Below are 21,554 nucleotides of genomic sequence, written 5' to 3'. Positions count from 1 at the left end.
CCGGCTGGGCCGGCTGCCGGAACACGGGCGGGACAGCCGCGCCGTGCCGCACCGCGCCACCCTGGCACGCGTGCTGGCGCTGCGGCCCTTCCTGGACAAGCTCTACGCCCCCGGCCAGGCCGTGCTGGCCCCGCCGGAGGACGCCACCGTGGTCTGCCGCTGCGAGGAGATCACCGCCGGCCAGGTGCGCGCGGCGGCGAAGCTGGGCGCCACCGGGCCGAACCAGGCCAAGGCCTATCTCCGCACCGGCATGGGCCCCTGCCAGGGGCGGATGTGCGGCACCACCGTCGCCGCCCTGCTGGCCGAGGCGCAGGGCATTCCCATCTCCGAGGCCGGCGCGCTGCGCCCCCGGGCGCCCTTCAAGCCCATCACGGTGGGGGAGTTGGCCGACCTGCCCGGCGGGTAGAACAGACCAACGCATTGGCGGCTTGCTTCGCGCGGCGGGCCGGTCCATCTCTCGGCCCGCGCGAAAGGAACTTTGGCCGTGACTTACGTCGTCACCGAGAACTGCATCCGCTGCAAGTACATGGACTGCGTGGAAGTCTGCCCCGTGGACTGCTTCTACGTGGGCGAGAACTTCCTGGTCATCCACCCGGACGAATGCATCGACTGTGGCGTCTGCGAGCCGGAATGCCCCGCCGAGGCCATCGTGCCGGACAGCGATGACAAGGCGACCGCCTGGGCCGAGATCAACCGCACCTACGCGCAGCAGTGGCCGAACATCACCCGCAAGGGCGAGGCGCCGCCCGATGCCGAGGAATGGAACGGCAAGCCCGACAAGGCGAAGCTGCTGAGCCCGGAGCCGGGCAAGCCCTGAGACACTGTTGCCCCGCGCGTGACGCGGGGCTGATATTGTGATATCATCCTGGTCTTTCGGGGTGCAGGGACGGCTTCCAGCCGCCCCTCGCCCCTGTTCGCCATGGGATGGCAGCATCCGCGGCCGCTCGGCTGCGTTGAACCGCCGCGCACCCCATGTGCCCGCAGGAGACCAGAGAACGGATGAAGCCACCGGCCGGCGCGAAATCCACCTCCCCGCAACCTGACACGCAGCGCCCCGGCATGGCCGAGGAGCAGGCCGCCGCCCCCACGGAAAGCTCCGTCCCCGCCGGCCCGTCCCGCCCCGCGCCGCCGCCCAAGCCGCTCGGCAACAAGGGCAGCGACTTCAAGGCGGGCGACTACGTGGTCTACCCGACCCATGGCGTCGGCCAGGTGCAGGGCATCGAGACCATGTCGGCCGCCGGGCATGAGCTGAAGGTGATCGTCGTCACCTTCGAGGAGAACCGCATGACCCTGCGGGTGCCGCTGGGCAAGGCGGCTTCCTCCGGCCTGCGGATGCTGGCCAGCAAGGACATGATGGGCGAGGCCCTGGACACGCTGAAGGGCCGCGCGCGCATCAAGCGCACCATGTGGTCCCGCCGCGCCCAGGAATACGAGCAGAAGATCAACAGCGGCGACCCGGTGCAGATCGCTGAGGTGGTGCGCGACCTGCACCGCAATGCCGGCCAGCCCGACCAGTCCTTCTCCGAGCGCCAGATCTACGAGCTGGCCATGGACCGCCTCGCGGCCGAGGTGGCGGCGCTGGACCGCACCGACAAGACGGCGGCGATGAACAAGCTGCTGGACTACCTGAAGCAGGGCTGAACCGCCCCACCCAGACAGGCCCGGATGCCGCGAGGCGCCCGGGCCTTTTTCATGTCCGCGGCCACAAAAAAGCCCCGGGGATCGCTCCCCGGGGCCTTTCGCCGTCAGCCTGGCAGGATCAGTCCTGCTGGCGGACGCCCATGAACTGCAGCAGCAGCTGGAACAGGTTGATGAAGTTCAGGTAGAGGCCCAGCGCGTCGAAGACGCTGCGCTTGGCGGCGAGGTCGGTGCCCTCGGCATAGGCATACTCGATGTAGTCAGCCTTGATGCGCTGGGTGTCGTAGGCGGTCAGGCCCACGAAGACCACGACGCCGATGACGCTGATGGCGAACTGCAGCGCGCTGGAGCCGACGAACATGTTGACGATGCCGGCGATGATGATGCCGATCAGGCCCATCATCATGAAGCTGCCCATGCGGGTCAGGTCGGCCTTCGTGGTGTAGCCGTAGAGGCTGACGGCGGCGAACATGCCGGCCGTGATCACGAAGGTCGAGGCGATCGAGGCGCCCACATAGACGGCGAAGATATTCGCCATGCTGGCGCCCATCGCGGCACAGAAGACCCAGAACAGCGCCTGCACCGTGCCCTTGCTCATCCGGTTGACGCCGAACGAGAGCACCAGCACGAAGGCCAGCGGCGCGAACATGGCCGCGAAGCCAAGGATGGTGGGCTGCGTCGCCAGGCCGCGCGGGGTGCGCACGACATTGTAGAACAGGTCGGCCGCGCCGGTATTCGCGACCACATAGGCGACGATCGCGGTCAGCAGCAGGCCGGAAGCCATCCAGTTATAGACGCGCAGCATGTAGGCCCGCAGGCCAGCGTCCAGGGCAGCCGCGTCAGTGGTCGCGGCGCGGCCCCATCCAGGCGCGCCCGTGGTGCGGTAATCGTGACCAAAGGCCATGTGGCGAGAACTCCTCCGAACGCGGGATGATCCCGCATCATGATCAGGTATATGGACTTTCGGTAATGTTGTTCAATCGGATTCGTGAGCCCATACGCTTCTTTCAGTACCGTCACACTCCGGTAACCCAGGCAAGGGCCTGCACCTTGATATCTCAGGCTTAAGGCAGGCCCTCTGCCTCACTCATTGCGGAGCAGCGGCGCCGGGCGGGCGCGCAGCGCCAGGGCGGTGCCAGCGTAGCCCAGCACGAGGGTCAGCAGCGTGCAACCCAGTACGGTGGCGGCCAGCGTGCCGGGCAGGAAGACCCAGTCCGTCTTCATCACGTAGCGTGCCACGCCCCAGCTCGCGGCGGTGCCGATGGCGGCGGCCAGCATGCCGGCGGTGAAGCCCAGCAGGCCGAATTCCACCATCCAGGCGCGGCGCACTTGGGCGCGGGTGGCGCCGATCACCTTCAGCACCACGGCATCCCGCACCCGCCGCCGCTGCCCGGCCGCCATGGCGCCGGCCAGCACCAGCCCGCCGGCCAGCAGCGTCACCGCCGCCACCGCCGAGATGGCGGTGCCGAGCTTCTGCATGATGCCCCCCACCGCCTCCAGCGCATCCCGCACACGGATGCCGGAGACATTGGGGAAGGCATCCGTCACCGCGCGCAGCACGGCGGCATCCTGGGCGGCGTCGCCGCGCAGCGTGGCGATATGCGTATGCGGCGCCGCCTCCAGCAGCCCAGGCGAGGCGATAAGGGTGAAGTTCAGCCCCAGCCCCTGCCATTCGATCTGCCGCAGGCTGGCCACCTTCAGCGGCACGTCGCGGCCCAGCACGTTCACCACGATCTCGTCGCCCAGCGCCACGTTCCAGCCGCGCGCCAGATTGGCATCCAGCGAGACCAGCGGCGCGCCCTTGTAGTCCGGCGCCCACCACTGCCCTTCGGTGATGCGGGTGCCTTCCGGCGGTGTGGCGGCATAGGTCAGGCCACGGTCGCCGCTCAGCGCCCAGCGGGTATCCTCGGTCGCCTGCACCTGGTCTGCCGGCACGCCCTTCACGGAGACGATGCGGGCGCGGAGGGAAGGCACGCGCTTCACCTCCTGCACCCCCGGCAGGCCGGTGGCGAGCTGGTCGAAGCGCTGCGTCTGGTCGGACTGGATGTCGATGAAGAAGAAGTTGGGCGCCTGGGCCGGGATCTGCCCCTCGATCTGCCGGCGCAGGTTGCCCTCGATCAGCGCGAGCGCCGAGAGCGTGGTCAGGCCGATGCCCAGCGCCACCAGCAGCAGCGCGGTGGGCGCGCCGGGGCGGTGCAGGTTGGCCAAGCCCAGCCGCAGCGTCGGGCGCTGCCCGGCGCGCACCCGCTTGGCCAGCAGCATCAGCAGGCTGGCGCCGAGGCGAAAGAGCAGCAACGTGGCCCCGGCGGCAGCGCAGAAGGCGAGAGCAAAACCCGGCTGCGCCGCCGTGCCCACCACCAGCCCGACCAGCGCCAGCACCGCCAGCCCGTTGGCCAGCAGCAGCGAGGCGCGCGGCCGCGCGGCGCGGGGCGCCAGCGTGTCGCGGAACAGCGCGGCGCCGGGAATCTCCCGCGCCCGGCCCAGCGGCCAGAGGGAGAAGGAGAGCGCCGTCAGGATGCCGTAGAGCGCCGCCTGCACCAGCGGCCATGGGTAGAGCGCGATGCGCGGCGGCACCGGCAGCGCCGTTTCCAGCAGCTTGCCCGCCAGCACCGCCAGCCCCTGCCCCGCCGCCAGCCCGATGACGATGCCCAGCACGGAGAGCGCCAGCACCTGGATCATGTAGGTGGCGAAGACCGCGCCCGGCGGGGCGCCGAGGCAGCGCAGGGTGGCGATGGTGCGCGCCCGCTGGTCCAGCCAGCTCCGCACGCCGGTGGCGACGCCGATGCCGCCCACCAGCAGCGCCGTCAGCCCCGCCAGGGTCAGGAAGGAAGCGACGCGGTCCAGCACCCGGTTCACGCCTGGCGCGGCCTGGGAGGCATCGCGGATGCGCCAGCCGCCATCGTCATGCGCCGCCTGGAAGTCCCGCGCGAAAGCCTGGGGCGAGACATTGGGGGCCAGAGCGACGCGGTATTCGTATTGCACCAGGCTGCCGGGCTGCACGAGCTTGGTGCCCTCCAGCGCCGCCAGCGGGATCAGCGCGCGCGGGCCCAGCAGGGCGGGCGAGGCCACCTTGTCCGGCTCCGTCCGGATCAGGGCGGCGAGCACGAAGTTTTCCTCGCCCAGCCGCAGCCGGTCGCCGGGCTTCAGGCCCAGGCGGTCGGCCACCAGCGGCTCCAGCGCCACGCCGGCGGGGGCGCCGGGCGCCTCGGGCGTCAGGGCGGCGTTGGGCGGGTCCAGCTCCAGCGTGCCATAGAGCGGATAAGCGGCATCGGCCGCCTTCAGCTCCACCAGGGTGCGCTGGCCATTGGGCGCGATGGCCATGGCGCGCATCTCGATCGTCTCGGACAGCCGGCCGCCGCGCGAGGTGATCCAGTCCCGCGCATCCTGCGGCAGCGGGCGGTAAGAGACACGGATGGACAGGTCGCCGCCCAGGATGCGGGCGCCGTCCTCGGCCAGCCCGGCCTCGGTGGCGGCGCGCAGCACGCCCACGGCGGCAATGGCCGCCACGCCCAGCGCCAGGCAGGCCAGCACGATGCGCAGGCCCCTGATGCCGCCGCGCAATTCCCGCCGCGCGAAGCGCAGGCCCAGCGCCAGGTTGCTCATGCCGCGGCGGCCCGGGCGTGGCTGTCGCCGGTGACAAGGCCGTCACCCATGCTGATCTGCCGCTCACAGCGGTCGGCCAGCCCCTGGTCATGGGTGATCAGCAGCAGCGTGGTGCCGAGCTGGGCGCGGATCTCGAACAGCAGGTCCATCACCATCAGGCCGGTGGCGCGGTCCAGGTTACCGGTGGGTTCATCGGCCAGCAGCAGGGCGGGCTCGGCCACCACGGCGCGGGCGAGCGCCACGCGCTGCTGCTCGCCGCCCGAAAGCTGACCGGGGTAATGGTCCAGCCGGTGGCCGAGGCCGACGCGGGCCAGGGCCTTGCCCGCGCGCTCGAAGGCATCGGCGCGGCCGGCGAATTCCAGCGGCACCGCCACATTCTCCAGCGCCGTCATGGTGGGGATGAGGTGGAAGGCCTGGAAGACGATGCCCAGGTTGTCCCGCCGGAAGCGCGCCAGCGCATCCTCGTCCAGCTTCGGCAATTCCTGCCTGCCGACCGAAAGGGTGCCGCCCGTGGGCCGTTCCAGCCCCGCCAGCAGCATCAGCAGCGAGGTCTTGCCGGAGCCGGAAGGACCGACGATGCCCACCGCCTCCCCCCGCCCCACATCCAGATCGATGCCCCGGAGGATGTTGACCTCCCCCCCGGCGGCGCTCACCTTGAGTGACAGGTCCCGCGCCCGGATCAAGGGCGCGGCGGCATCGGATTGCGGGATGGAGGAGGTTCGCATGGGGTTCGTGGCGTCCGGCATGAACCACAAGTTGGGCCGGCGTGCCGCGGTGCGAAAGGCCGCGCTTGGTTTCGGACTGTTTCTTATCGCAGGCGTGAAGGCGCGGGCGCAGCCGAAGCCGCCGCTGAAGCTGATGATCCTGGGCGATTCCATCACCGCCGGCTATGGCCTGCCCGAAGCGGAAGCCTGGCCGGTGAAGCTGGAAGCCGCGCTGAAGGCCGCCGGGCAGGAGGTGCGCGTGCTCGCCGCCGGCGTCTCCGGCGACACCACGGCGGGCGGCAGGGCGCGGCTGGACTGGGCGCTGGCGGACAGGCCGGACGCGGTGATCGTGGCGCTGGGCGGCAATGACGGGCTGCGCGGCCTGCCCCCGGCCGAGAGCCAGGCGAACCTGGAGGACATCCTGTCCCGCCTGAAGGCCAGGGGGCTGCCGGTGCTGCTGGCCGGCATGCTGGCGCCGCCCAACCTGGGCGCCGATTACGGGCGGGATTTTTCCGCCACCTTCACCAACCTCGCCAAGGCGCATCCGGAGGTGGTCTTCTACCCCTTCCTGCTGGATGGCGTGGCGGGCGACCCGGCGATGAACCAGCCCGACCGCATCCATCCCAATCCCCAGGGCGTTGCGGAAATGATCCGCCGCATGATGCCGGCGGTGCAGGCGCTGCTGGCCAAGGCCCAGAGCAACACCAACCGGGGAGCCTGATGCCATGGTGCGTCTCTTTGTCGCCCTGCCCATCGACGATGGGTTGCGGGACCAGCTCGCCGACCTCGCCGGCGGCATTCCCGGCGCCCGCTGGGTGCCGCCCGAGAATTACCACCTGACGCTCCGCTTCATCGGCGAGGTGGAGAATGTGCTGGCCGATGAGCTGGACCAGGCGCTTTCCACCATCCGCGCCAGGCCCTTCGAGCTGACGCTGCGCGGCGTGGATGTCTTCGAGAAGGCCGGGCGCATCCATTCCCTCTACGCGGGGGTGGAGCGCTGCGAGCGGCTTCTGCACCTGCAAAGCAAGGTGGAAACGGCGCTGCAACGCGCCGGCCTGCCGCCGGAGCGCAAGAGATTCGCCCCGCACGTGACGCTCGCCCGCACGGACAAGGCGGCGCCGGACAAGCTGATCTCCTTTGTGCAGGCGCATAACCTCTTCCGCGCGCCCCCACAGCCGATCAGCCATTTCTGCCTGTATTCCTCCCGGCTGGGGAAGGAACAGGCGCATTACGTGGCCGAGGTGGACTACGCGCTGGAGGAGAGCACGCAGTCCGCGGGGGCCTCGGAAGCATAAGGCCGCTTGCGGGCGGCGCGCCGATCCCGCATCACGGCACCGCCCATGAACCGCCTGCGCCCTTTCCTGCTGCGCCTGATCGTCGCCCTGCTGATCGTGCAGGGCGTGGCGGCGCCGGCGCATTGCCTGGAACGGCTGGCGCAGGTTCTTTCCGTGCCGCTTTGCGGTGGCGGCAGCGCCAGCCTGCCGCATGGGGATGATGCCCCGGCGCCACATCATGGCCAGGATGGCTGCGTGGTCTGCCACGTCGTGCCGCAGGGGCCGGTGCCGCAGGGGCCGGTGCTTTCGGTGCCGGAAGCCGTGCCGGTGGCGCAGGCCGCCCTCTGGCCACAGGCCAAGGTTCATGTACGGGAACGCGGCACAAGGCCCTATGCCGCCAGGGCGCCGCCACAGGCCTGAACGCGACACCACCGTTCACGCCTGTTTCGACACCCTGAGAACCGGAGCCCTTGCTGTGCTCAACCGACGTTTCCTGCTCGCCGCCCTGGGCGCGCTGAGCCTTTCCACCGCTGCCCTGGCCCATAGCTACAAGGCCGGGGAGATCGATATCGGCCATCCCTGGAGCCGCGCCGCCCCCGCCGGCGTCACCGGCGCCGGCTACCTGAGCCTGACCAACAAGGGCGGCACCCCTGACCGGCTGGTGGGTGCCCGCGCCGAGATCGCCCGCACCGTGGAAATCCACAGCAGCGCCATGGAAGGCGGCGTGATGCGGATGCGCCCGGTGGAGGCCGTCGAGATCCCGCCTGGCGCCGAGGTGAAGCTGGCCCCGGGCGGGCTGCACATCATGCTGATCGGCCTGAAGGAGCCGCTGGTGAAGGGCGCCCGCGTGCCGCTGACGCTGGTCTTCGAGAAGGCCGGCGAGGTGCCGGTGGAACTGGCGGTGGAAGCCGCCGGGGCGCGCGGCGGCGAGCACCAGCACGGCAGCTAAGGCCGCGCTTGAGCCGGGGGGCATGGCGGCCCATCTGCCTGCCATGCCCCCCGAAACCCTGGAGGAAGCGGCCGCCGCCGCCCGCGCCTGCACGCGCTGCGGCCCCGCCCTGCCGCTTGGCCCCCGCCCCGTCTTCCGCGTCAGTCCCACCGCCCGGCTGCTGATCATCGGCCAGGCGCCGGGCACCAAGGTGCATGCCAGCGGCATCCCCTGGAACGACCCTTCCGGGGACCGCCTCCGCTCCTGGCTCCAACTGGAGCGGGAGGATTTCTACGACGCCAGCCGCATCGCCATCGTGTCGGCGGGGCTCTGCTACCCCGGGCGGATGCCGCGCGGCGGCGATGCGCCGCCCCGGCCGGAATGCGCGCCGCTCTGGCACCCGAGGCTGATCGACCCAATGCGCGAGATCCGGCTGCGGCTGTTGGTCGGCACCTATGCCATCCGCTCCGTGCTGGGCCGCCCGGCCGCCGCCGCGCTGGGGCAGACGGTGCAGGGCTTCGCGGAACCGCTCTCCCGTGGCTTGTTCCCCCTGCCCCATCCCTCCTGGCGCACCCGCAGTTGGGCGGCGCAGCGGCCCTGGTTCGAGGCCGAGGTGCTGCCAGCCCTGCGCGATGCTGTCAGGGCAGCGCTGGTGGGCTGAGGGCGCGCACCGCGTCCTCGCAGCGGCGGGCGACCTCCATCCAGCCGGCCTTGTCATCACTGGTGCCAGCGAAATCCAGCGGCGGGCCGATTCGCAAACGCAGCGGGCCGGGGCGCGGCCAGCGGCGGTCGGCGGGCCAGGCGGCATGGGCGCCTTCCAGGTAGCAGGGCACCACCGGCACCGCGCCCCCCGCCACCAGCGCGCCAATGCCGGGCAGGAAGCGCCCCATGGCGCCGCTGCGGCTGCGCGTGCCCTCGGGGAAGAGGATGAAGACCAGTTCGTCCTCGGCCAGCCTTTGCCGCAGCCCGTTCAGGTCCTTGGCGCTGGTGCGGCGGCGCCAGACCGGCAGCGCGTTCACCGCCCAGGCCGCGAAGGCCGATGACCGGACCGAAGTGAAGAAGGTATCCCCCGCCGCCAACGCGAAGGCGCGGCGGGAGGCCGGGCCGCGCAGCATGGAAGCGAGGCTCAGCGCATCCAGGTGGCTGGTATGGTTGGCGATCAGCACATAGGGCGGCCGGGCGGGCAGGTTCTCCCGCCCCACCACCTCCAGCCGGTGGAAGAGGTGCAGATAGGCCCGCACCCCGCGCCGCCAGGCCCCCTGCATCACCAGCCCGGAGAGGCCGACCTCCCGCGCATGGCTGCGCAGGCGGGCGACGGGGGAGATCTCGGTGTCACGCGCCGGGCGGAATTGCCATTCCATGCCGCGCCGCCTCAGCCGGTGATGAGGCGCGTGGGCTGCCCTTCGGCGATGCCCACCACGTAGTTGATCAGGTGGAACACGGCCGGCGCCACCAGCAGCAGGCTGTTGAAGCGGTCCATGATGCCGCCATGGCCCGGCAGCGCCGCCCCCATGTCCTTGATGCCGATGTCGCGCTTGATGGAGGAGAGCATCAGGTCCCCGCATTGCCCCGCCACGCTGACCAGCACGCCCAGGAAGAGCAGCAGCGCCGGGTGCGCCATGGCCGTCTCGGCGAAGATCAGGGAGCCGAGGTAAGCCACCAGCGCCGTGGTGGTGCAAAGCGCGCCCAGCGCCCCCGCCACGGTTTTGTTGGGGCTGGTGTTGGGCACCAGCTTGCGGCCGCCGAAGAGACGGGCGCCCAGCAGCTTGCCGAAGGTGAAGGCCGCCACGTCGTTCAGCGCCACCGCCGCCAGCAGCATCAGCACCAGCGGCCGGTAGCCGGGATCATTGGCCATGTAGCCCAGGTGCCCCAGACCCACGCCCAGCAGCATGAAGGCGAAGATCGCCAGGGCATTGCGCTGGATATAGCCGGCGGGCCGGTCCAGCGGGATGGTGGCCACCAGGATCACCACCGTGGTCAGCGGCCAGAGCGCCACGAACAACCGGTACCAGTTGTCCAGCGCCGCGAAGCCGACCGCGACGATGCCCAGCGCCACCACGGCGGTGGTCAGGTATTCGCGGAACAAGCCGGTGGCGCGGGCGAATTCACCCAGGCAAAGCAGCCCCAGCAGCGTCACGGCACCGATGGTCCAGGCGCGGCCCAGCAGCACCGGGCCGAACATCAGCGGCAGCAGCACCAGCCAGGAGCCGTAGCGCAGCCACAATTCCCGCCGGAAGGCCGGCGTGCCGCGCCCCAGCAGCGTCATGGCGCCGATGGCCAGCGCCGCCAACAGCAGCACGGCCCCGGTGGCCAGCACGATGCCCTGGGTAACGGGATGCGCGAAGGCGGTGTTCATCGTTTCAGGGCCTTCGCCACATGGGACAGCCGCCGCCAGGCGGTGAAAGTCGCCAGCAGCGTGATGGCCACCAGCACCCAACCCGCCAGCGGCCAATCCGCCAGCATGCGCCAGGAGACCGGCACCACGCCGCACCAGAGGCCCAGTGCCGTGGCCAGCGCCATGCGCTGCTGCTTGGCCATGGGGCCGGAGAAGTCGCTGGGCGCCCCGGCCGCCTTGCCCACGGCGCGGATATAGGCCGTGGCCATGGCCGCCAGCGCCGCCGCCAGCCCCAGCCCCCAGTTGCCCCCGGCCGCGAAGCCGAGGCCGAGCAGGATGGCGGTGTCGGAGACGCGGTCCGGCACCTCGTTGAACAATTCGCCTAAGGGAGAGGCGATGTTGCGCCCGATGGCCACCATGCCGTCGAAGAGATTGGCCAGCAGCCGCAGCTGCACCAGCGCCGCGCCCAGCAGCCAGAAGATGCGTGCGCCATCCGGCCACCACCAGGTGGCGGCAAAGCAGAGCCCGGCCAGCAGCCCCGCCGCCATGCCCACCAGCGAAATGCCGTCCGGTGAGGCACGGCGGCGGATCAGCCAGCCGGCGACCCGCCCCGTCAGCGCCAGGTCCCGCGCCGCGATGGGCCGGCGGTCACCCGACTCGGGGGCGCTCACCCTTCACCTTCCAGGCGTGCGATGTCCTCGTCGGAAAAGCCGAAATGGTGGCCGATCTCATGGATCAGCACATTGCGCACCAGGCGGAAGAGGTCCTCCCCCGTCTCGATCCATTCCACCAGGATGGGCTCGCGGTAGAGCAGGATGGTGTCCGGCCCCGCCGGCACGTCGAGCACGGATTTCTGCGTCAGCGGCGTGCCGCGATACAGGCCGGTGAGTTCCCAGGGATGCTCCAGGCCCAGGGCCTGGAGGGTTTCGTCATCCGGCAGTTCCTCCACCAGCAGGGCGGTGCCGCGCACCGCTTCTCGCAAGGCCTCTGGAATGGCGGCAAAGGCCGCTTCGGCCATCTCCAGCAGGTCTTCGGCCGAGGGGGGGCGATGGAAACGCATGGCTGCAGCCTAGCAGCGCGGCAGGGGCGCGCCAGCCCCCGCCTTGGGGCCTGTTCAGCCGTCGTCATCCCCGCCGGCGGGAGTGGCGCGCACCGGCAGCGGCGCGGTGTCGCCCTGGCGCAGCGCCTTCAGCTCGTCGCGGATGTCCGTCAGCAGCTTCTCCTCGGCACTCGGGCCTGCGGGCCCTTTGTTCTCGTGCCGCAGGTGCAGCTTCTTCAGCAGCTGCAGCAGCCAGAAGATCGCCATCGCCACGATCAGGAACTTGATGATGGCATTGATGAAGACGCCGACCGCCAGCACCGCCGCGCCGGACTGCCGCGTCGCATCCAGCGACGGGCCCCGCTCCCCATTCAGCACGAAGAAAATATTGGAGAAGTCGACACCGCCGATGAGCAGGCCAATCAGCGGGTTGATCAGGTCCTGCACCAGCGAGTTGACGATGCCGGTGAAGGCCGCGCCGATCACGATGCCGACCGCGAGGTCGACAACATTGCCACGCATGATGAAAGCCTTGAACTCACGCAGCCAGGCGGGTTCGTGCAGGGGGATATTCGGTTTCTTCATCGGGATCCTTTCGTTGCGCGGGCGGCGGGATGCGCCGCCCGGTCAGCCGGCGCGAAGCTCGGCCAGCACGCGGGCGCCAGTCTCGCCGGCACGGGCGCGCCATTCGTCCAGCATGATCCGGCCAAGCTGTTCCAGCTCCACCAGCAGCCGGGGGGATGGGGGGCGCAGCCTCACGCCATGGCTGACGAGCACCTCCTGCGCCGCTGGCCCTTCGCTGCTGGCCATGGCCCAGGCGCGCTCCTCCGCCGCCGCGGCCGCCCGCAGCACCGCCGCGCGCTGCTGCGCCGCCAATGCCTCCCAGGCACGGCTCTGCGCGCAGACGGCATCCTTGGGAAAGGAGATGTCGAGCGGCATGAAGAAGCGGGCGAAGCTCCAGGCTTCCACATCCACGCCACTGGAAGCGCCGGCGAACATGGTGGTGGCCAGCGGTGCGGAGAAGGAAAGCGGCTCCTCCGGCTCGGCATGCGCCGCGAGCGCGCCGGCCAGGCTGGCCAGCCGCGCCGCCAGAGGTGTCATGGTGCGCATGCGGGTGCCGCGCAGGTCCTCCAGCGTATCCACCGCGAAGCCGCTGAAGAGCCCCGCCGGCGACCAGGGCGCCAGGTAGAGCAGGGTCAATCCTTCCCGCCGCAGCCTTTGCTCGATCAATGGCCGGGTAATGCCGGCCAGGCGCCGCGCATCCTCCAGGCTGCGCACCAGCATGGGCAGCGAATCCAGCTCCAGGATCGGGTCCAGCGCCGCTTCCAGCGCCAGCAGCAGCTCACCAAGCTGCACCCGCCCGGTTTGCAGCCCACGCAGCATCTCCGCGCTCTTCAGCAGGGTGCCGCCGGCATGCAGCCGGATATCCAGGCCACCCCCGGTGCCCTGCCGCACCTCGTCGAGGAACTGGCGCAGGTTGCGGGTGTGGCTACTGCCATCCAGCCAGGGTGTCGCCGCCTGCCACCGCGTCTGCGCCCGGGCGGGTCGCGCGGCGCCGAGCCATAGGCCGGCGCCCGCCGCCATGACCCCACGGCGAGTGGCTGTCATCGTAAGCCCCTGTGGTCCAACTCCATCCTCCCCGGCCAACGCACCAGGGAGCGAAAGGATACCTCAGCCGGCGGAAGACACGTAATTTCGCAGCTCGTTCGTCTCCAGCTCGGCCTCGGCGATGCGGGCTTTCACAAGGTCGCCGATCGAGACCATACCGACGAGCTTGCCGTCCTCCAGCACCGGCAGGTGGCGCACGCGGCGGTCGGTCACCATGGCCAGGGCCTCGATGACGAGAGTTCGCGGGGTGACGGTATGCAGCACCTGCGTCATCAGTTCCGTGGCGGGCTGCGAGGCCACCGAGCCGGCCGAGGCCGCCATGGCGCGTACGATGTCGCGCTCGCTGACGATGCCCAACACCTCCCCGCCCGCGTCGCGCACCAGCACGGCGCCGATGCGGTGGCGCGACAGGGTCTGCGCGATCTCGGCCGCGGTGTCACCGGGACGGACGGCGATGACTTCGCTGCCCTTGCCCCGCAGGATGTTCGCGATGACCATCTTGCTCTCCCTTCCGGCGTGCTGTCCCGGAGCGGTTCGCCCGCCGTGTTCTTCCTTGGTGCCGGAACGATGGCGAGGGGGCGCGCTTTACGTCCAGCGAAAACCGCGGCGCGCGCGGCTTCGTGCGCGGTGGCTTCAGGCCAGCAGTTGCCGCGCCTCGGCGCTGGCGCGCTGGATGGAAAGCACGAAGACCTGCCGGTCCCGCCGCGCCAGCCCATCGAGGTCCGCGCCGGTGAGAAATGCGAGAACCCCGGCGCCGCCGCCGCCCGGCAGGGCCGAGGTCAGGCCCATCAGCGTGCCCGAGGCATCCACCACCGGCCCGCCGGAATAACCCATCAGCGCCGGCATGCGGGCGGTGAAGCCACGGCCGAAACCCGGCATCTCGGCATCCGGGGCCTCCACCACGCCCTGCGCCACCGCATAGCCAAGGCCGGGGGCGCCGGCGGCCCATACGGCTTCCCCGGCCAGCGGGGCCTCGGTGGCGCGGGGCGGCGCCTGCAGGAAGCCGGCCGGCACCCGCAGCACCGCCAGGTCCATGCGGCGGCTGCGGCGGATGGCCTCGGCACGGATCTGGGCGCCATCCAGGCCGCGCCGCAGCACCACCTCGCAGCCCGCCGGCAGCACATGGGCGCAGGTCAGCACATGGCGGTCATCGAAGGCCACGGCGGCGCCGCGCGTCATGCCATCGGCGTAGACGGAGGCGAAGCCGGTGGCCGTCACCTGCGCGACCGGGGTGCCGCTGGCTTCCAGCACGGGCATGCGGCCGCAGGCGCCCAGGCCCAGCGCCGTCGCCACGCCACTCATCCTGCGCAGGAATGCCCGCCGTCCCGCCATGCCCAACTCCCTGCCGCCGGCCCCGAATCGTTAACAAAACGCTCTTATCTCAACCTGTCGTTGAATGACACCCGCCAAAATCTTCCGATTCCTCAGTTTTTCGTGTCCAGGCCTCATGCTGCGCGGCAAAAGTAAGGGCGGGATGAATCCAGTGCCGCCGAGGGGCGGCCCTGGCCAAGGCGGCGGCAATGTCTATGATCGCCCGCGTCACCCGCGCCCCAAGGATCGCCGCCGTGCCGCCTTTCCGTGTCCTGCTGGCCTTGTCCGGCCTTTGCCTCGCCACCCTGCCGGCGCAGGCGCAGGCGCCGGGCAACTTGCCATCCTCCCAGGGCACGCCGGCCTCCACCGGCGATGCCGGCTGCGACGAGGCCGCGGCGGCCTGGCGGGCCTGCATCGCCGCCTCGCCCAAATCGGCGGCCGACAAGGCGCAGGCGAATACCGAGGTGGACAAGTTCGTGCGCGATGTCTTCGACGCGCGCGGGCCGGCGCGCAGCTCCCTCGCCTCCTCCTGCCCCCGCACGGCGGAGGGCTATCGCGCCATGTTGCAGAACGGCACCTGCGCCGCCAACCTGACCGGGGCGCGGGACGACCAGATCTCCCGCGACCAGGGCGGCCGTCAGCCGGTGCGCATCCGCTAGGTCACAGCATCTCCAGCGACTGCTTGCGGCTGGGGGGCGCGAAGGCGGAATCCAGTTCCAGCAGGTCCTCGGGCGTCAGCACCATCATGCGGGCGCCCAGGTTCTCCCGCAGGTGCCTCTCATCCGCCGCCTTGGGGATGCTGATCACGTTGGGGTTCCGCAGCGTCCAGGCCAGCGCCACCTGCGCCGGCGTGGCGCCCTGGCGCTTGGCCACCCGCGCCAGCACCGGGTGGCGCAGCAGCGCGCCACCCTGGCCCAGCGGGGAATAGGCCATCACCGGCATCATCTGGTTGAGGCAGAAGGGCAGCAGGTCGAATTCCACGCCGCGCGCTTCCAGGTTGTAGAGCACCTGGTTGGCGGCGCAGGTGTTCAGGTAGGGGCCAAGCTCCTCCAGGTCCGCGACATCGAGGTTGGAGACGCCCCAGTGGCGGATCTTGCCCTGCTTCTTCAGCGCCTCCATCGCCTCCGCCGTTTCGGGCAGCGGCACGTTGCCGCGCCAGTGCAGCAGGTAGAGGTCCAGCACATCGGTCTTCAGCCGCCGCAGGCTGCGCTCGCAGGCCTCGGGCAGCCGGGTGCGGGAGGCATTCTGCGGGTAAGCCTTGCTGACCAGGAAGACCTCGTCGCGCCGGCCCGCGATGGCCTCGGCCACCACCTCTTCCGAGCCGCCGTCGCCATACATCTCCGCCGTGTCGATCAGCGTCAGCCCAAGGTCCAGGCCCAGGCGCAGCGTGGCGGCCTCCGCCCTGCGGTCGGCGCCGCGCTCACCCAGGCGCCAGGTGCCCTGGCCCAGGGTGGGAATGGGGGTGCCGTCGGCCAGCGTGATGCTGTGCATGGTATCCTCCTCTGCTGCACCCTATCTTGGCTGGTATGCGCCTCCTCGCTACCGCCACACCTTCGGTTTTCCTCCGCGCGCTGCCCCTGGCCGCGCCGCTGCTGGCCGGGCTGGCCCTGCCGCAGCCAGCGCGGGCGCAGGCGGCCGATACCTACGGCCCCTGGCTGCTGACCTGCGCCACCGACAGCATGACCGACCGGCAGCGCTGCCGCATGACGCACGAGACCCCGGTGGAGCCCGCCGCCGCCGGCCAATCCGCCATGGCGCTGGAGATTGTGGCGCGGGAGGGCATGCTGGTGCCCGCCGTCACGGCCCGCGACCTGGGGCTGGAGAATGCCGGGCGCGGGCTGCTGGCCTTCACCGGCACGGCGCAGATCCGCTTCCCGCCGCAGCCGATGATGGAGATGCCCTGCCGGCTGCAGGGCCGCTCCGTGGTCTGTGCCCCGAAGCCCGAGGATCTTCCCCGCGCCGCCGAGGAACTGGCGCGGGCCGAGCGCGTGCTGGTGCGGCTGCACGGCCTCGGCAGCGGCGGCAGCGATGCCGAGCCGAAGGCACTGCGGCTGGCCCGCACCGGGGAAGCGCTGGCCGCCCTCAGGGCGAGGCTGCCGCAGGGGCCGGCGGAACAGGAGGCCGACCTGGGCTTCGACCTGCGCGACCTCTTCATGCGCCTGCAGCACTTCTTCTTCCCCGGATAACGTCTCTCTCCGGGTGCACCAAGCATATCCGTGCAGGGGCGGGACGGCGCCATCCGGGAGGAACTGGAACACGGCGCCCGCAGCGCCACGCGGGCCTGGGATGCGCTGACGGGCTGAGCAACGCGCCACCCACCGGTCCGGGCAACCGGCGCTAGACAGTGCCGCCGCCCAAAGCCATGCTGGAGCCGTAACAAGAGAACCGACGCATGTTGATCCGCGCGGGGCTGACCCTGATGCTGGTGACCATCCTGGCCGGGTGCAGCGGCCAGTTCGTCAATCCGCTCAACTCCCTGTCTGGCGTGACCGTCGGCTCCCGCTATGGCGGCGGCACCCTGGGCGGCATCGACAATCAGCGTGAAGGCGGGATGCGGAACCTCTACGGCTGGCGCTAGCGCTTCAGCCAGTCCCGCAGCCGGCCCGGCGCTTCCGCCATCGCCGCTTCCGCTCCGCAATAGGAGAAGCGCAGAAAGCGCCCGCCCCGCGCCGGGTCGAAATCCACACCTGGCGTGGCGGCAATGCCGGCCTCGGCCAGCATCCGGGCGGTGAACTCCACGCTGTTATTGGTCAGGTGGCCGATATCGGCCCAGAGGTAGAAGGCGCCATCCGCCTCAGCCAGCCGGTCGAAGCCCGCTTCCGGCAGGCCGCGCAGCAGCAGGGCGCGGTTGCGGGCATAGACGGCCTTGTTGGCTTCCAGTTCCTCGGCACAGCCGAAGGCCGCCTCCGCCGCCACCTGGGCGATATGCGGGGCCGAGATGAACATGTTCTGCGCCAGGCATTCCACAGGGCGCACCAGGTCCTCCGGCAGCACCATCCAGCCGATGCGCCAGCCGGTCATGGAGAAATACTTGGAGAAGCTGTTCACCACGATGGCGCTGTCGCTGCAGCCGGCGGCGGTGCTTTCCTCCATGCCGTAGGAGAGGCCGTGGTAGATCTCGTCCGAGACCAGCCGCACCCCGTTGCGCTCGCACCAATCGGCGATGGCGGCCAGTTCCTCCCGCGACAACATGGTGCCGGCGGGGTTGCAGGGGGAGGCGACGATCAGCCCGGCCGGGCGCGGGTCCAGCGCCTCCAGCATCGCCACGGTGGGCTGGAAACGGGTGGAGGCATCGCAAGGCAGCACCTGCGGCACCATGCCCAGCGCCGTCAGGATATTGGCATAGGGCGGGTAGAAGGGCGCGGCCATGGCCACGCGGTCGCCCACGTCAAAGGCCGCCAGGAAGGCCAGCGGAAAGGCGCCCGAGGCCCCGACCGTCACCGCGACGCAGGAGGGCGGCACGGCCACGCCGTATTTTTCCCGGTAATGGCCGGCGATGCGTTCGCGCAGCGAACGTAGCCCGAAGGCTTCCGTATAGCCCAGCGGCGCGCCTTCCTGCAGCGCGCGGATGGCGGCCTCCGCCGCGCCGCGCGGGGCGCCGGTGGAGGGCTGCCCGACCTCCATGCGCAGCACGCCAGGGGCGCCGGGCGGCAGCGCCGCCTCCCGCGCATTGGCGGCGGCGATCACGTCCATCACCAGGAAGGGCGGCGCCTCGGCCCCCTTCCCCACCTTCAGCGCCATGCTACTGCAATCCGCCGACAGCCAGGCCGGCGCCGCGCGTATCGGTGGCGGCCACGCATTGGCGGGCATCGCCCGGCAGGTAGCGGTCACAGGCAACGGCATTGCCGCGCCCGGGCTCCGGCACCTCGGCCAGGGCCTGGGCCACCGGGGTGCGGTTCACCAGTTGCCGCACCGCCGGCAGGGCGGTGGCCAGCGGCGCCGCCGCCTGGCCGGAGGAAGCGCCGGCATAACGGAAGGCCGAGAGGTTGCGGCTATGCACCATCACGGCCGAGAGCAGCGGCGGCTCCACCCGGCCCACGCCCGGGGCGGCGGCCAGGAAGAAGCCCATGCCCGGCACCACGCGGCCGGTGCCGAAGAGATTGTTCATGCTGAAGGCGCAGGACACGGCGCCGCCTTCCCGGTCCAGCACCACAAGGGAGGAGGAAGCCGGCAACAGCCCGAAGCCCTCGCCCCCGGCCGGCGGATTGGCCAGCAGCGCGGCAGGGTCGCCGCCATTGCGGCGCAAGGTGGCGGCGGCGGAGAGGCCACGGGCCTCGCCATCGGCCTGCCCGGTGGCCATGGCCTGCGCCGCTACCGCGGCCGCGAGGCCGCCGTCATTGGGCAGGAAGGAGAGCGTATCCGAGACCAGCGTGACCTGCAGCGGCGGCGCCACCTGCGCCACCGCCGGGCGCAGCGCCTCCACCGTCAGGGCACCGCCGACGCGGGGGGAGAGTTCCTCCAGCCGCCGCGCCTGGGCGCCCTGGTAGAGATCGCCCACGCCAGAAACGCGCAGCGCCGCCAGGGTCGCGCCGAGATCGGGCTGGGACAGCGTCTCGCCTTCCGTCAGCGGCTGGCCGCTGGGGCCGGTGAAGGTGGCGCGCGCGGTGGGGTCGGCCAGCAGCGGCCCGGCCACGGCGGCGAGGTCGGTGGCCAGGGCGCGGGAGGTCAGGGCGCCGAAGCGGGCCAGCTGCTCGGCGGGGACGATCAATTCCTCGAAGGGCCGGCGCGGCTTGCGGGTATGCAGGGCAAAGAGGCCGCGCGCCATCATCGGCACCGCCGCCGGACGGTCGCCGCTGACGGCACCAGGGCTGGCGGCGGGGAAGAGCACCGCCTCCGTCGTGTTGCGGGCGCGGTCATAGACCAGGCAGGCGCCGCCGCCGCCGAGCCCGGCACGGGAGGGCAGCGTGACGGACATGGCGAAGCCGGCCGCCACCGCCGCATCCACCGCCGTGCCGCCGGCCGAGAGCACGTCCCGCCCCACCAGCGCCGCGCGCGGCTCATCCGCCACCACATAGCCCAGGAAGCCGGTGACGTGGCCGGGCTGGCCGGCCGGCGTGCTGTTGCCGCCGCCGACAACGCTGCTGACCGTGCTGCAGCCGGCCAGGGTGGCGGCCAGGCCCATCAGGGCCAGGGCACGGGGCATGGAGCGGGCGGGGGCTCGGTCGCGGGTGCGGGTCATGCGGGGAACTTCACTCCGGTCAGCCGTGGTGCGAGCGGGCGTTCTCCGCCCCGGTCTCGCTGGGGCCATAGACTCCTTCGCCGGGGGCGGCAACCGGATGTTGCCCCGCGCGCCCCTTCGCGCCCTGTGATTTGCCAGCCGCCCCCGCCGCCCGCAGACTGGTGGTGCTTTGCCGGAGACCGCCATCTTGCCTCTACCCCGCCTCGCCGCCCTCGCCCTGCTGGGGCTTTCCGCCCTGCCGCTGGCCGCGCGCGCCGAGCCCGCCCTGAGCCCGCAGCAGCGGCAGGAAGTGATCGAGGTGCTGCGGCAGGCGCTGAAGAGCGACCCCACCATTTTGCGCGACGCCATCGCCGCCATGCAGCAGGCGCAGCAGCAGGACCGCGCCAGCGCCCAGCGCGAGGCCATCGCCGCCCATGCCGATGCGCTGCTGCGCGACCCGGCGGACCCGGTGAAGGGCAACCCGCAGGGCGACGTGACGCTGGTGGAGTTCTTTGATGCCCGCTGCGGCTATTGCAAGCTGCTGCACCCCACCATGGACCAGTTGCTGAAGGCCGACCCCGGCATCCGCGTGGTGCTGAAGGACCTGCCGATCCTGGGCCCGGCCAGCGTCACGGCCAGCAAGGCGCTGCTGGCGGCGCAGAAGCAGGGCAAGTACCTACCCTTCCAGGACGCGCTGATGCGCCTGCGCGGCGACCCCACCGAGGCCGTGCTGAAGACCGAGGCCGAGCGCGCGGGTCTCGACTGGGCGCGCATCAAGCGGGACATGGAAGACCCCGCCATCCAGCGCCGCCTGGCCGGCAACCTGGCCCTGGCGCAGGCCCTCTCCATCGAGGGCACGCCGGCCATTGTGGTGGGCGACAGGCTGGTGCCCGGCGCCGTGGACCTCGAGACCTTGAAGCAACTGGTGGCCGAGGCCCGGCAGCAGCCGCGCTCCGGCGGCTGAACCGCCCGCGGATTGCCGTGCCAGCCACCGCGTATCACAGTATCCTCGCCTGGAGGGGAGAGTTGGGCGTGGACAGCCAGCCACCGCGACGCAGGGAGGCCGCCAACGGTGTCTGAGGCGCCGATCGCCCCGCCCGGCTTTCCGCATTTCCCGGTGCGCCTGCCGATGCCGGACCTGCGGCCCTGGCGCGCCGGCAACCGGCTTCCCGGTGTCTGGAGCATCCCGGGCCCCGCGCCCGGCCCGCATGTGGCGCTGGTCTCCCTGGTGCATGGCAACGAGATCGCGGGCGCGCTGCTGCTGGCGCGCTGGCTGCGGGAAGGGCTGCGGCCCTTGCGCGGCACCCTGACCTTTATCTTCGCCAACCTCGCCGCCTTCGACCGCTTCGACCCCGCCGACCCCACCCTCAGCCGCTTCGTGGACGAGGACCTGAACCGCGTCTGGGACGAGCGCGTGCTGCAAGGCGGCCGGGACAGCGAGGAACTCTCCCGCGCCCGCGCCCTGCGCCCGCTGCTGGAGGAAATGGACGTGCTGCTGGATCTGCACAGCATGCTCTGGCCCTCAGACCCGCTGATCATCGCCGGCAGCGCGCCGCAGGCCCGAGCGCTGGGGCCGAAGCTCGGCACGCCCTCGCTGGTGGTGGCGGATGAGGGCCACAGCACCGGCCGGCGGATGATCGACTGCGCCCTTTTCACCGCCCCCGGCAGCCGCCGCACCGCGTTGCTGGTGGAAGGCGGACCGCATTGGGAGCCGGCGACGCTGGAAACCCTGGAAACCTGCGCCACCGCCCTGCTGCGGGAGTATGGCCTGCTGCCGCCTGCCCCTGCCCCCACTCCCGTCGGCCGCCTGGCTGAGGTGACACGCACCGTGGTGGCGGGCACGCATGGATTCGCCTTTGTGCAGGATTTCCGCGGCGGCACCGTCATCCCCCGCCGCAACACCCTGCTGGCGCTGGACGGGGAGCAGGAGATCCGCACCCCACATGACGATTGCCT

Annotated in this window: 27 protein-coding genes; 13 read left to right on the top strand and 14 right to left on the bottom strand. The window is 71.4% G+C overall.

The genetic code is table 11. The annotated features are described in order from the left end of the window. The 3 genes from IBL25_RS14955 to IBL25_RS14945 all read left to right on the top strand — a co-directional run. On the top strand, window positions 1-406 hold a 406-nt coding region (locus IBL25_RS14955), incomplete at its 5' end, for a (2Fe-2S)-binding protein (RefSeq protein ID WP_187779346.1). Between the two features lie 78 nt (window positions 407-484). Beyond that, on the top strand, window positions 485-817 hold the full coding sequence (gene fdxA / locus IBL25_RS14950; RefSeq protein WP_187779345.1) for a ferredoxin FdxA: 333 nt from the start codon (window positions 485-487) through the stop codon (window positions 815-817). 182 nt (window positions 818-999) lie between these two features. After that, entirely contained in the window at window positions 1,000-1,641 is a 642-nt protein-coding gene (locus tag IBL25_RS14945; RefSeq protein WP_187779344.1) for a CarD family transcriptional regulator, read from the top strand. Between the two features lie 118 nt (window positions 1,642-1,759). Here the strand turns inward: IBL25_RS14945 and IBL25_RS14940 are convergent, their stop codons facing one another. From IBL25_RS14940 to IBL25_RS14930, 3 genes are all read right to left on the bottom strand, one after another. Continuing rightward, window positions 1,760-2,542 (bottom strand): Bax inhibitor-1/YccA family protein, encoded by a 783-nt coding sequence (locus IBL25_RS14940; protein ID WP_187779343.1) that lies wholly within the window; start codon window positions 2,540-2,542, stop codon window positions 1,760-1,762. 179 nt (window positions 2,543-2,721) lie between these two features. After that, complete coding sequence (locus IBL25_RS14935) at window positions 2,722-5,241, bottom strand: ABC transporter permease (protein ID WP_187779342.1); 2,520 nt, start codon at window positions 5,239-5,241, stop codon at window positions 2,722-2,724. Continuing rightward, a complete protein-coding gene (locus tag IBL25_RS14930; RefSeq protein WP_238940445.1) occupies window positions 5,238-5,966 on the bottom strand; it encodes an ABC transporter ATP-binding protein in 729 nt (242 codons plus the stop codon). Before IBL25_RS14930 ends, IBL25_RS14935 begins: the two co-directional genes overlap by 4 nt. On the opposite strand from IBL25_RS14930, the gene IBL25_RS14925 reads away from it, so the two are divergent. From IBL25_RS14925 to IBL25_RS14905, 5 genes are read left to right on the top strand one after another with little or no spacing between them, the layout of a single operon-like run. Then, window positions 5,965-6,666, top strand: coding sequence for an arylesterase (locus tag IBL25_RS14925; RefSeq protein ID WP_187779340.1), 702 nt, complete (start codon window positions 5,965-5,967; stop codon window positions 6,664-6,666). The two genes, IBL25_RS14930 and IBL25_RS14925, sit on opposite strands and share 2 nt — an antisense overlap. 4 nt (window positions 6,667-6,670) lie before the next feature. Further along, complete coding sequence (gene thpR, locus IBL25_RS14920; protein WP_187779339.1) at window positions 6,671-7,240, top strand: RNA 2',3'-cyclic phosphodiesterase; 570 nt, start codon at window positions 6,671-6,673, stop codon at window positions 7,238-7,240. 45 nt (window positions 7,241-7,285) lie between these two features. After that, window positions 7,286-7,639 (top strand): DUF2946 family protein, encoded by a 354-nt coding sequence (locus IBL25_RS14915; RefSeq protein WP_187779338.1) that lies wholly within the window; start codon window positions 7,286-7,288, stop codon window positions 7,637-7,639. Window positions 7,640-7,694: 55 nt separating this feature from the next. Beyond that, window positions 7,695-8,168, top strand: a complete 474-nt coding sequence (locus tag IBL25_RS14910) for a copper chaperone PCu(A)C (protein WP_239420163.1) — start codon at window positions 7,695-7,697, stop codon at window positions 8,166-8,168. 22 nt (window positions 8,169-8,190) lie between these two features. Further along, on the top strand, window positions 8,191-8,808 hold the full coding sequence (locus tag IBL25_RS14905) for a uracil-DNA glycosylase family protein (RefSeq protein ID WP_238940444.1): 618 nt from the start codon (window positions 8,191-8,193) through the stop codon (window positions 8,806-8,808). Here IBL25_RS14905 and IBL25_RS14900 read toward each other — a convergent pair. The 8 genes from IBL25_RS14900 to IBL25_RS14865 all read right to left on the bottom strand — a co-directional run bounded on the left by IBL25_RS14900 (window position 8,786) and on the right by IBL25_RS14865 (window position 14,422). Beyond that, entirely contained in the window at window positions 8,786-9,508 is a 723-nt protein-coding gene (locus IBL25_RS14900; RefSeq protein ID WP_187779336.1) for a lysophospholipid acyltransferase family protein, read from the bottom strand. The two genes, IBL25_RS14905 and IBL25_RS14900, sit on opposite strands and share 23 nt — an antisense overlap. Before the next feature lie 11 nt (window positions 9,509-9,519). Beyond that, window positions 9,520-10,503 carry a phosphatidate cytidylyltransferase gene (locus IBL25_RS14895; protein WP_187779335.1) on the bottom strand — a complete coding sequence of 328 codons (984 nt, stop codon included), beginning with the start codon at window positions 10,501-10,503 and terminating at the stop codon, window positions 9,520-9,522. Further along, window positions 10,500-11,153, bottom strand: coding sequence for a CDP-alcohol phosphatidyltransferase family protein (locus IBL25_RS14890; RefSeq protein WP_187779334.1), 654 nt, complete (start codon window positions 11,151-11,153; stop codon window positions 10,500-10,502). The genes IBL25_RS14895 and IBL25_RS14890 overlap by 4 nt, the downstream gene beginning before the upstream one ends. Then, on the bottom strand, window positions 11,150-11,542 hold the full coding sequence (locus IBL25_RS14885) for a metallopeptidase family protein (protein WP_187779333.1): 393 nt from the start codon (window positions 11,540-11,542) through the stop codon (window positions 11,150-11,152). The genes IBL25_RS14890 and IBL25_RS14885 overlap by 4 nt, the downstream gene beginning before the upstream one ends. A 54-nt stretch (window positions 11,543-11,596) precedes the next feature. After that, window positions 11,597-12,106: a large conductance mechanosensitive channel protein MscL gene (mscL, locus tag IBL25_RS14880; RefSeq protein WP_187779332.1), complete on the bottom strand. Its 510-nt coding sequence runs from the start codon at window positions 12,104-12,106 to the stop codon at window positions 11,597-11,599. Window positions 12,107-12,148: 42 nt separating this feature from the next. Then, window positions 12,149-13,129, bottom strand: coding sequence for a TRAP transporter substrate-binding protein DctP (dctP, locus tag IBL25_RS14875; RefSeq protein ID WP_187779331.1), 981 nt, complete (start codon window positions 13,127-13,129; stop codon window positions 12,149-12,151). 63 nt (window positions 13,130-13,192) lie between these two features. After that, window positions 13,193-13,627, bottom strand: coding sequence for a CBS domain-containing protein (locus tag IBL25_RS14870; protein WP_187779330.1), 435 nt, complete (start codon window positions 13,625-13,627; stop codon window positions 13,193-13,195). 135 nt (window positions 13,628-13,762) lie between these two features. Beyond that, the gene (locus IBL25_RS14865) at window positions 13,763-14,422 is read right to left on the bottom strand and encodes a S1 family peptidase (protein WP_187779329.1); all 660 of its coding nucleotides are present in this window, start codon (window positions 14,420-14,422) and stop codon (window positions 13,763-13,765) included. Between the two features lie 227 nt (window positions 14,423-14,649). Between IBL25_RS14865 and IBL25_RS14860 the strand changes: the two genes are divergently transcribed. Next, window positions 14,650-15,099 carry a hypothetical protein gene (locus IBL25_RS14860; protein ID WP_187779328.1) on the top strand — a complete coding sequence of 150 codons (450 nt, stop codon included), beginning with the start codon at window positions 14,650-14,652 and terminating at the stop codon, window positions 15,097-15,099. A gap of 1 nt (window position 15,100) precedes the next feature. Here the strand turns inward: IBL25_RS14860 and IBL25_RS14855 are convergent, their stop codons facing one another. Further along, window positions 15,101-15,931, bottom strand: coding sequence for an aldo/keto reductase (locus IBL25_RS14855; protein WP_187779327.1), 831 nt, complete (start codon window positions 15,929-15,931; stop codon window positions 15,101-15,103). A 35-nt stretch (window positions 15,932-15,966) separates the two neighbouring features. On the opposite strand from IBL25_RS14855, the gene IBL25_RS14850 reads away from it, so the two are divergent. Together IBL25_RS14850 and IBL25_RS14845 are read left to right on the top strand one after the other, a co-directional pair. Next, window positions 15,967-16,626 (top strand): hypothetical protein, encoded by a 660-nt coding sequence (locus IBL25_RS14850; RefSeq protein ID WP_187779326.1) that lies wholly within the window; start codon window positions 15,967-15,969, stop codon window positions 16,624-16,626. A gap of 206 nt (window positions 16,627-16,832) precedes the next feature. Beyond that, window positions 16,833-17,018 carry a hypothetical protein gene (locus tag IBL25_RS14845; RefSeq protein WP_187779325.1) on the top strand — a complete coding sequence of 62 codons (186 nt, stop codon included), beginning with the start codon at window positions 16,833-16,835 and terminating at the stop codon, window positions 17,016-17,018. On the opposite strand, the gene IBL25_RS14840 is transcribed toward IBL25_RS14845, so the two are convergent. Next, window positions 17,015-18,181 (bottom strand): pyridoxal phosphate-dependent aminotransferase, encoded by a 1,167-nt coding sequence (locus IBL25_RS14840; RefSeq protein ID WP_187779324.1) that lies wholly within the window; start codon window positions 18,179-18,181, stop codon window positions 17,015-17,017. The genes IBL25_RS14845 and IBL25_RS14840 overlap by 4 nt on opposite strands. A 1-nt stretch (window position 18,182) precedes the next feature. After that, window positions 18,183-19,619, bottom strand: coding sequence for a gamma-glutamyltransferase (locus tag IBL25_RS27325; protein ID WP_187779323.1), 1,437 nt, complete (start codon window positions 19,617-19,619; stop codon window positions 18,183-18,185). A gap of 187 nt (window positions 19,620-19,806) precedes the next feature. Between IBL25_RS27325 and IBL25_RS14830 the strand changes: the two genes are divergently transcribed. After that, complete coding sequence (locus IBL25_RS14830) at window positions 19,807-20,562, top strand: DsbA family protein (RefSeq protein ID WP_187779322.1); 756 nt, start codon at window positions 19,807-19,809, stop codon at window positions 20,560-20,562. 108 nt (window positions 20,563-20,670) lie between these two features. After that, window positions 20,671-21,554 (top strand): M14 family metallopeptidase (locus IBL25_RS14825; RefSeq protein WP_367615615.1); only part of this gene is annotated, 884 nt, incomplete at its 3' end.

This window comes from Pseudoroseomonas ludipueritiae, from assembly GCF_014490445.1.
Classification (GTDB): Bacteria; Pseudomonadota; Alphaproteobacteria; order Acetobacterales; family Acetobacteraceae; genus Pseudoroseomonas; species Pseudoroseomonas ludipueritiae.
This window is presented reverse-complemented; position numbering and strand designations above follow the sequence as displayed.

Coding starts and splice junctions, on each gene's coding strand:
- IBL25_RS14945 (WP_187779344.1), top strand. CDS start 1,000: ATGAAGCCACCGGCCGGCGCGAAATCCACCTCCCCGCAACCTGACACG.
- IBL25_RS14940 (WP_187779343.1), bottom strand. CDS start 2,542: ATGGCCTTTGGTCACGATTACCGCACCACGGGCGCGCCTGGATGGGGC.
- IBL25_RS14935 (WP_187779342.1), bottom strand. CDS start 5,241: ATGAGCAACCTGGCGCTGGGCCTGCGCTTCGCGCGGCGGGAATTGCGC.
- IBL25_RS14925 (WP_187779340.1), top strand. CDS start 5,965: ATGGGGTTCGTGGCGTCCGGCATGAACCACAAGTTGGGCCGGCGTGCC.
- IBL25_RS14930 (WP_238940445.1), bottom strand. CDS start 5,966: ATGCGAACCTCCTCCATCCCGCAATCCGATGCCGCCGCGCCCTTGATC.
- thpR (WP_187779339.1), top strand. CDS start 6,671: ATGGTGCGTCTCTTTGTCGCCCTGCCCATCGACGATGGGTTGCGGGAC.
- IBL25_RS14915 (WP_187779338.1), top strand. CDS start 7,286: ATGAACCGCCTGCGCCCTTTCCTGCTGCGCCTGATCGTCGCCCTGCTG.
- IBL25_RS14905 (WP_238940444.1), top strand. CDS start 8,191: ATGGCGGCCCATCTGCCTGCCATGCCCCCCGAAACCCTGGAGGAAGCG.
- IBL25_RS14900 (WP_187779336.1), bottom strand. CDS start 9,508: ATGGAATGGCAATTCCGCCCGGCGCGTGACACCGAGATCTCCCCCGTC.
- IBL25_RS14895 (WP_187779335.1), bottom strand. CDS start 10,503: ATGAACACCGCCTTCGCGCATCCCGTTACCCAGGGCATCGTGCTGGCC.
- IBL25_RS14885 (WP_187779333.1), bottom strand. CDS start 11,542: ATGCGTTTCCATCGCCCCCCCTCGGCCGAAGACCTGCTGGAGATGGCC.
- mscL (WP_187779332.1), bottom strand. CDS start 12,106: ATGAAGAAACCGAATATCCCCCTGCACGAACCCGCCTGGCTGCGTGAG.
- dctP (WP_187779331.1), bottom strand. CDS start 13,129: ATGACAGCCACTCGCCGTGGGGTCATGGCGGCGGGCGCCGGCCTATGG.
- IBL25_RS14870 (WP_187779330.1), bottom strand. CDS start 13,627: ATGGTCATCGCGAACATCCTGCGGGGCAAGGGCAGCGAAGTCATCGCC.
- IBL25_RS14860 (WP_187779328.1), top strand. CDS start 14,650: ATGTCTATGATCGCCCGCGTCACCCGCGCCCCAAGGATCGCCGCCGTG.
- IBL25_RS14855 (WP_187779327.1), bottom strand. CDS start 15,931: ATGCACAGCATCACGCTGGCCGACGGCACCCCCATTCCCACCCTGGGC.
- IBL25_RS14850 (WP_187779326.1), top strand. CDS start 15,967: ATGCGCCTCCTCGCTACCGCCACACCTTCGGTTTTCCTCCGCGCGCTG.
- IBL25_RS14845 (WP_187779325.1), top strand. CDS start 16,833: ATGTTGATCCGCGCGGGGCTGACCCTGATGCTGGTGACCATCCTGGCC.
- IBL25_RS14840 (WP_187779324.1), bottom strand. CDS start 18,181: ATGGCGCTGAAGGTGGGGAAGGGGGCCGAGGCGCCGCCCTTCCTGGTG.
- IBL25_RS27325 (WP_187779323.1), bottom strand. CDS start 19,619: ATGACCCGCACCCGCGACCGAGCCCCCGCCCGCTCCATGCCCCGTGCC.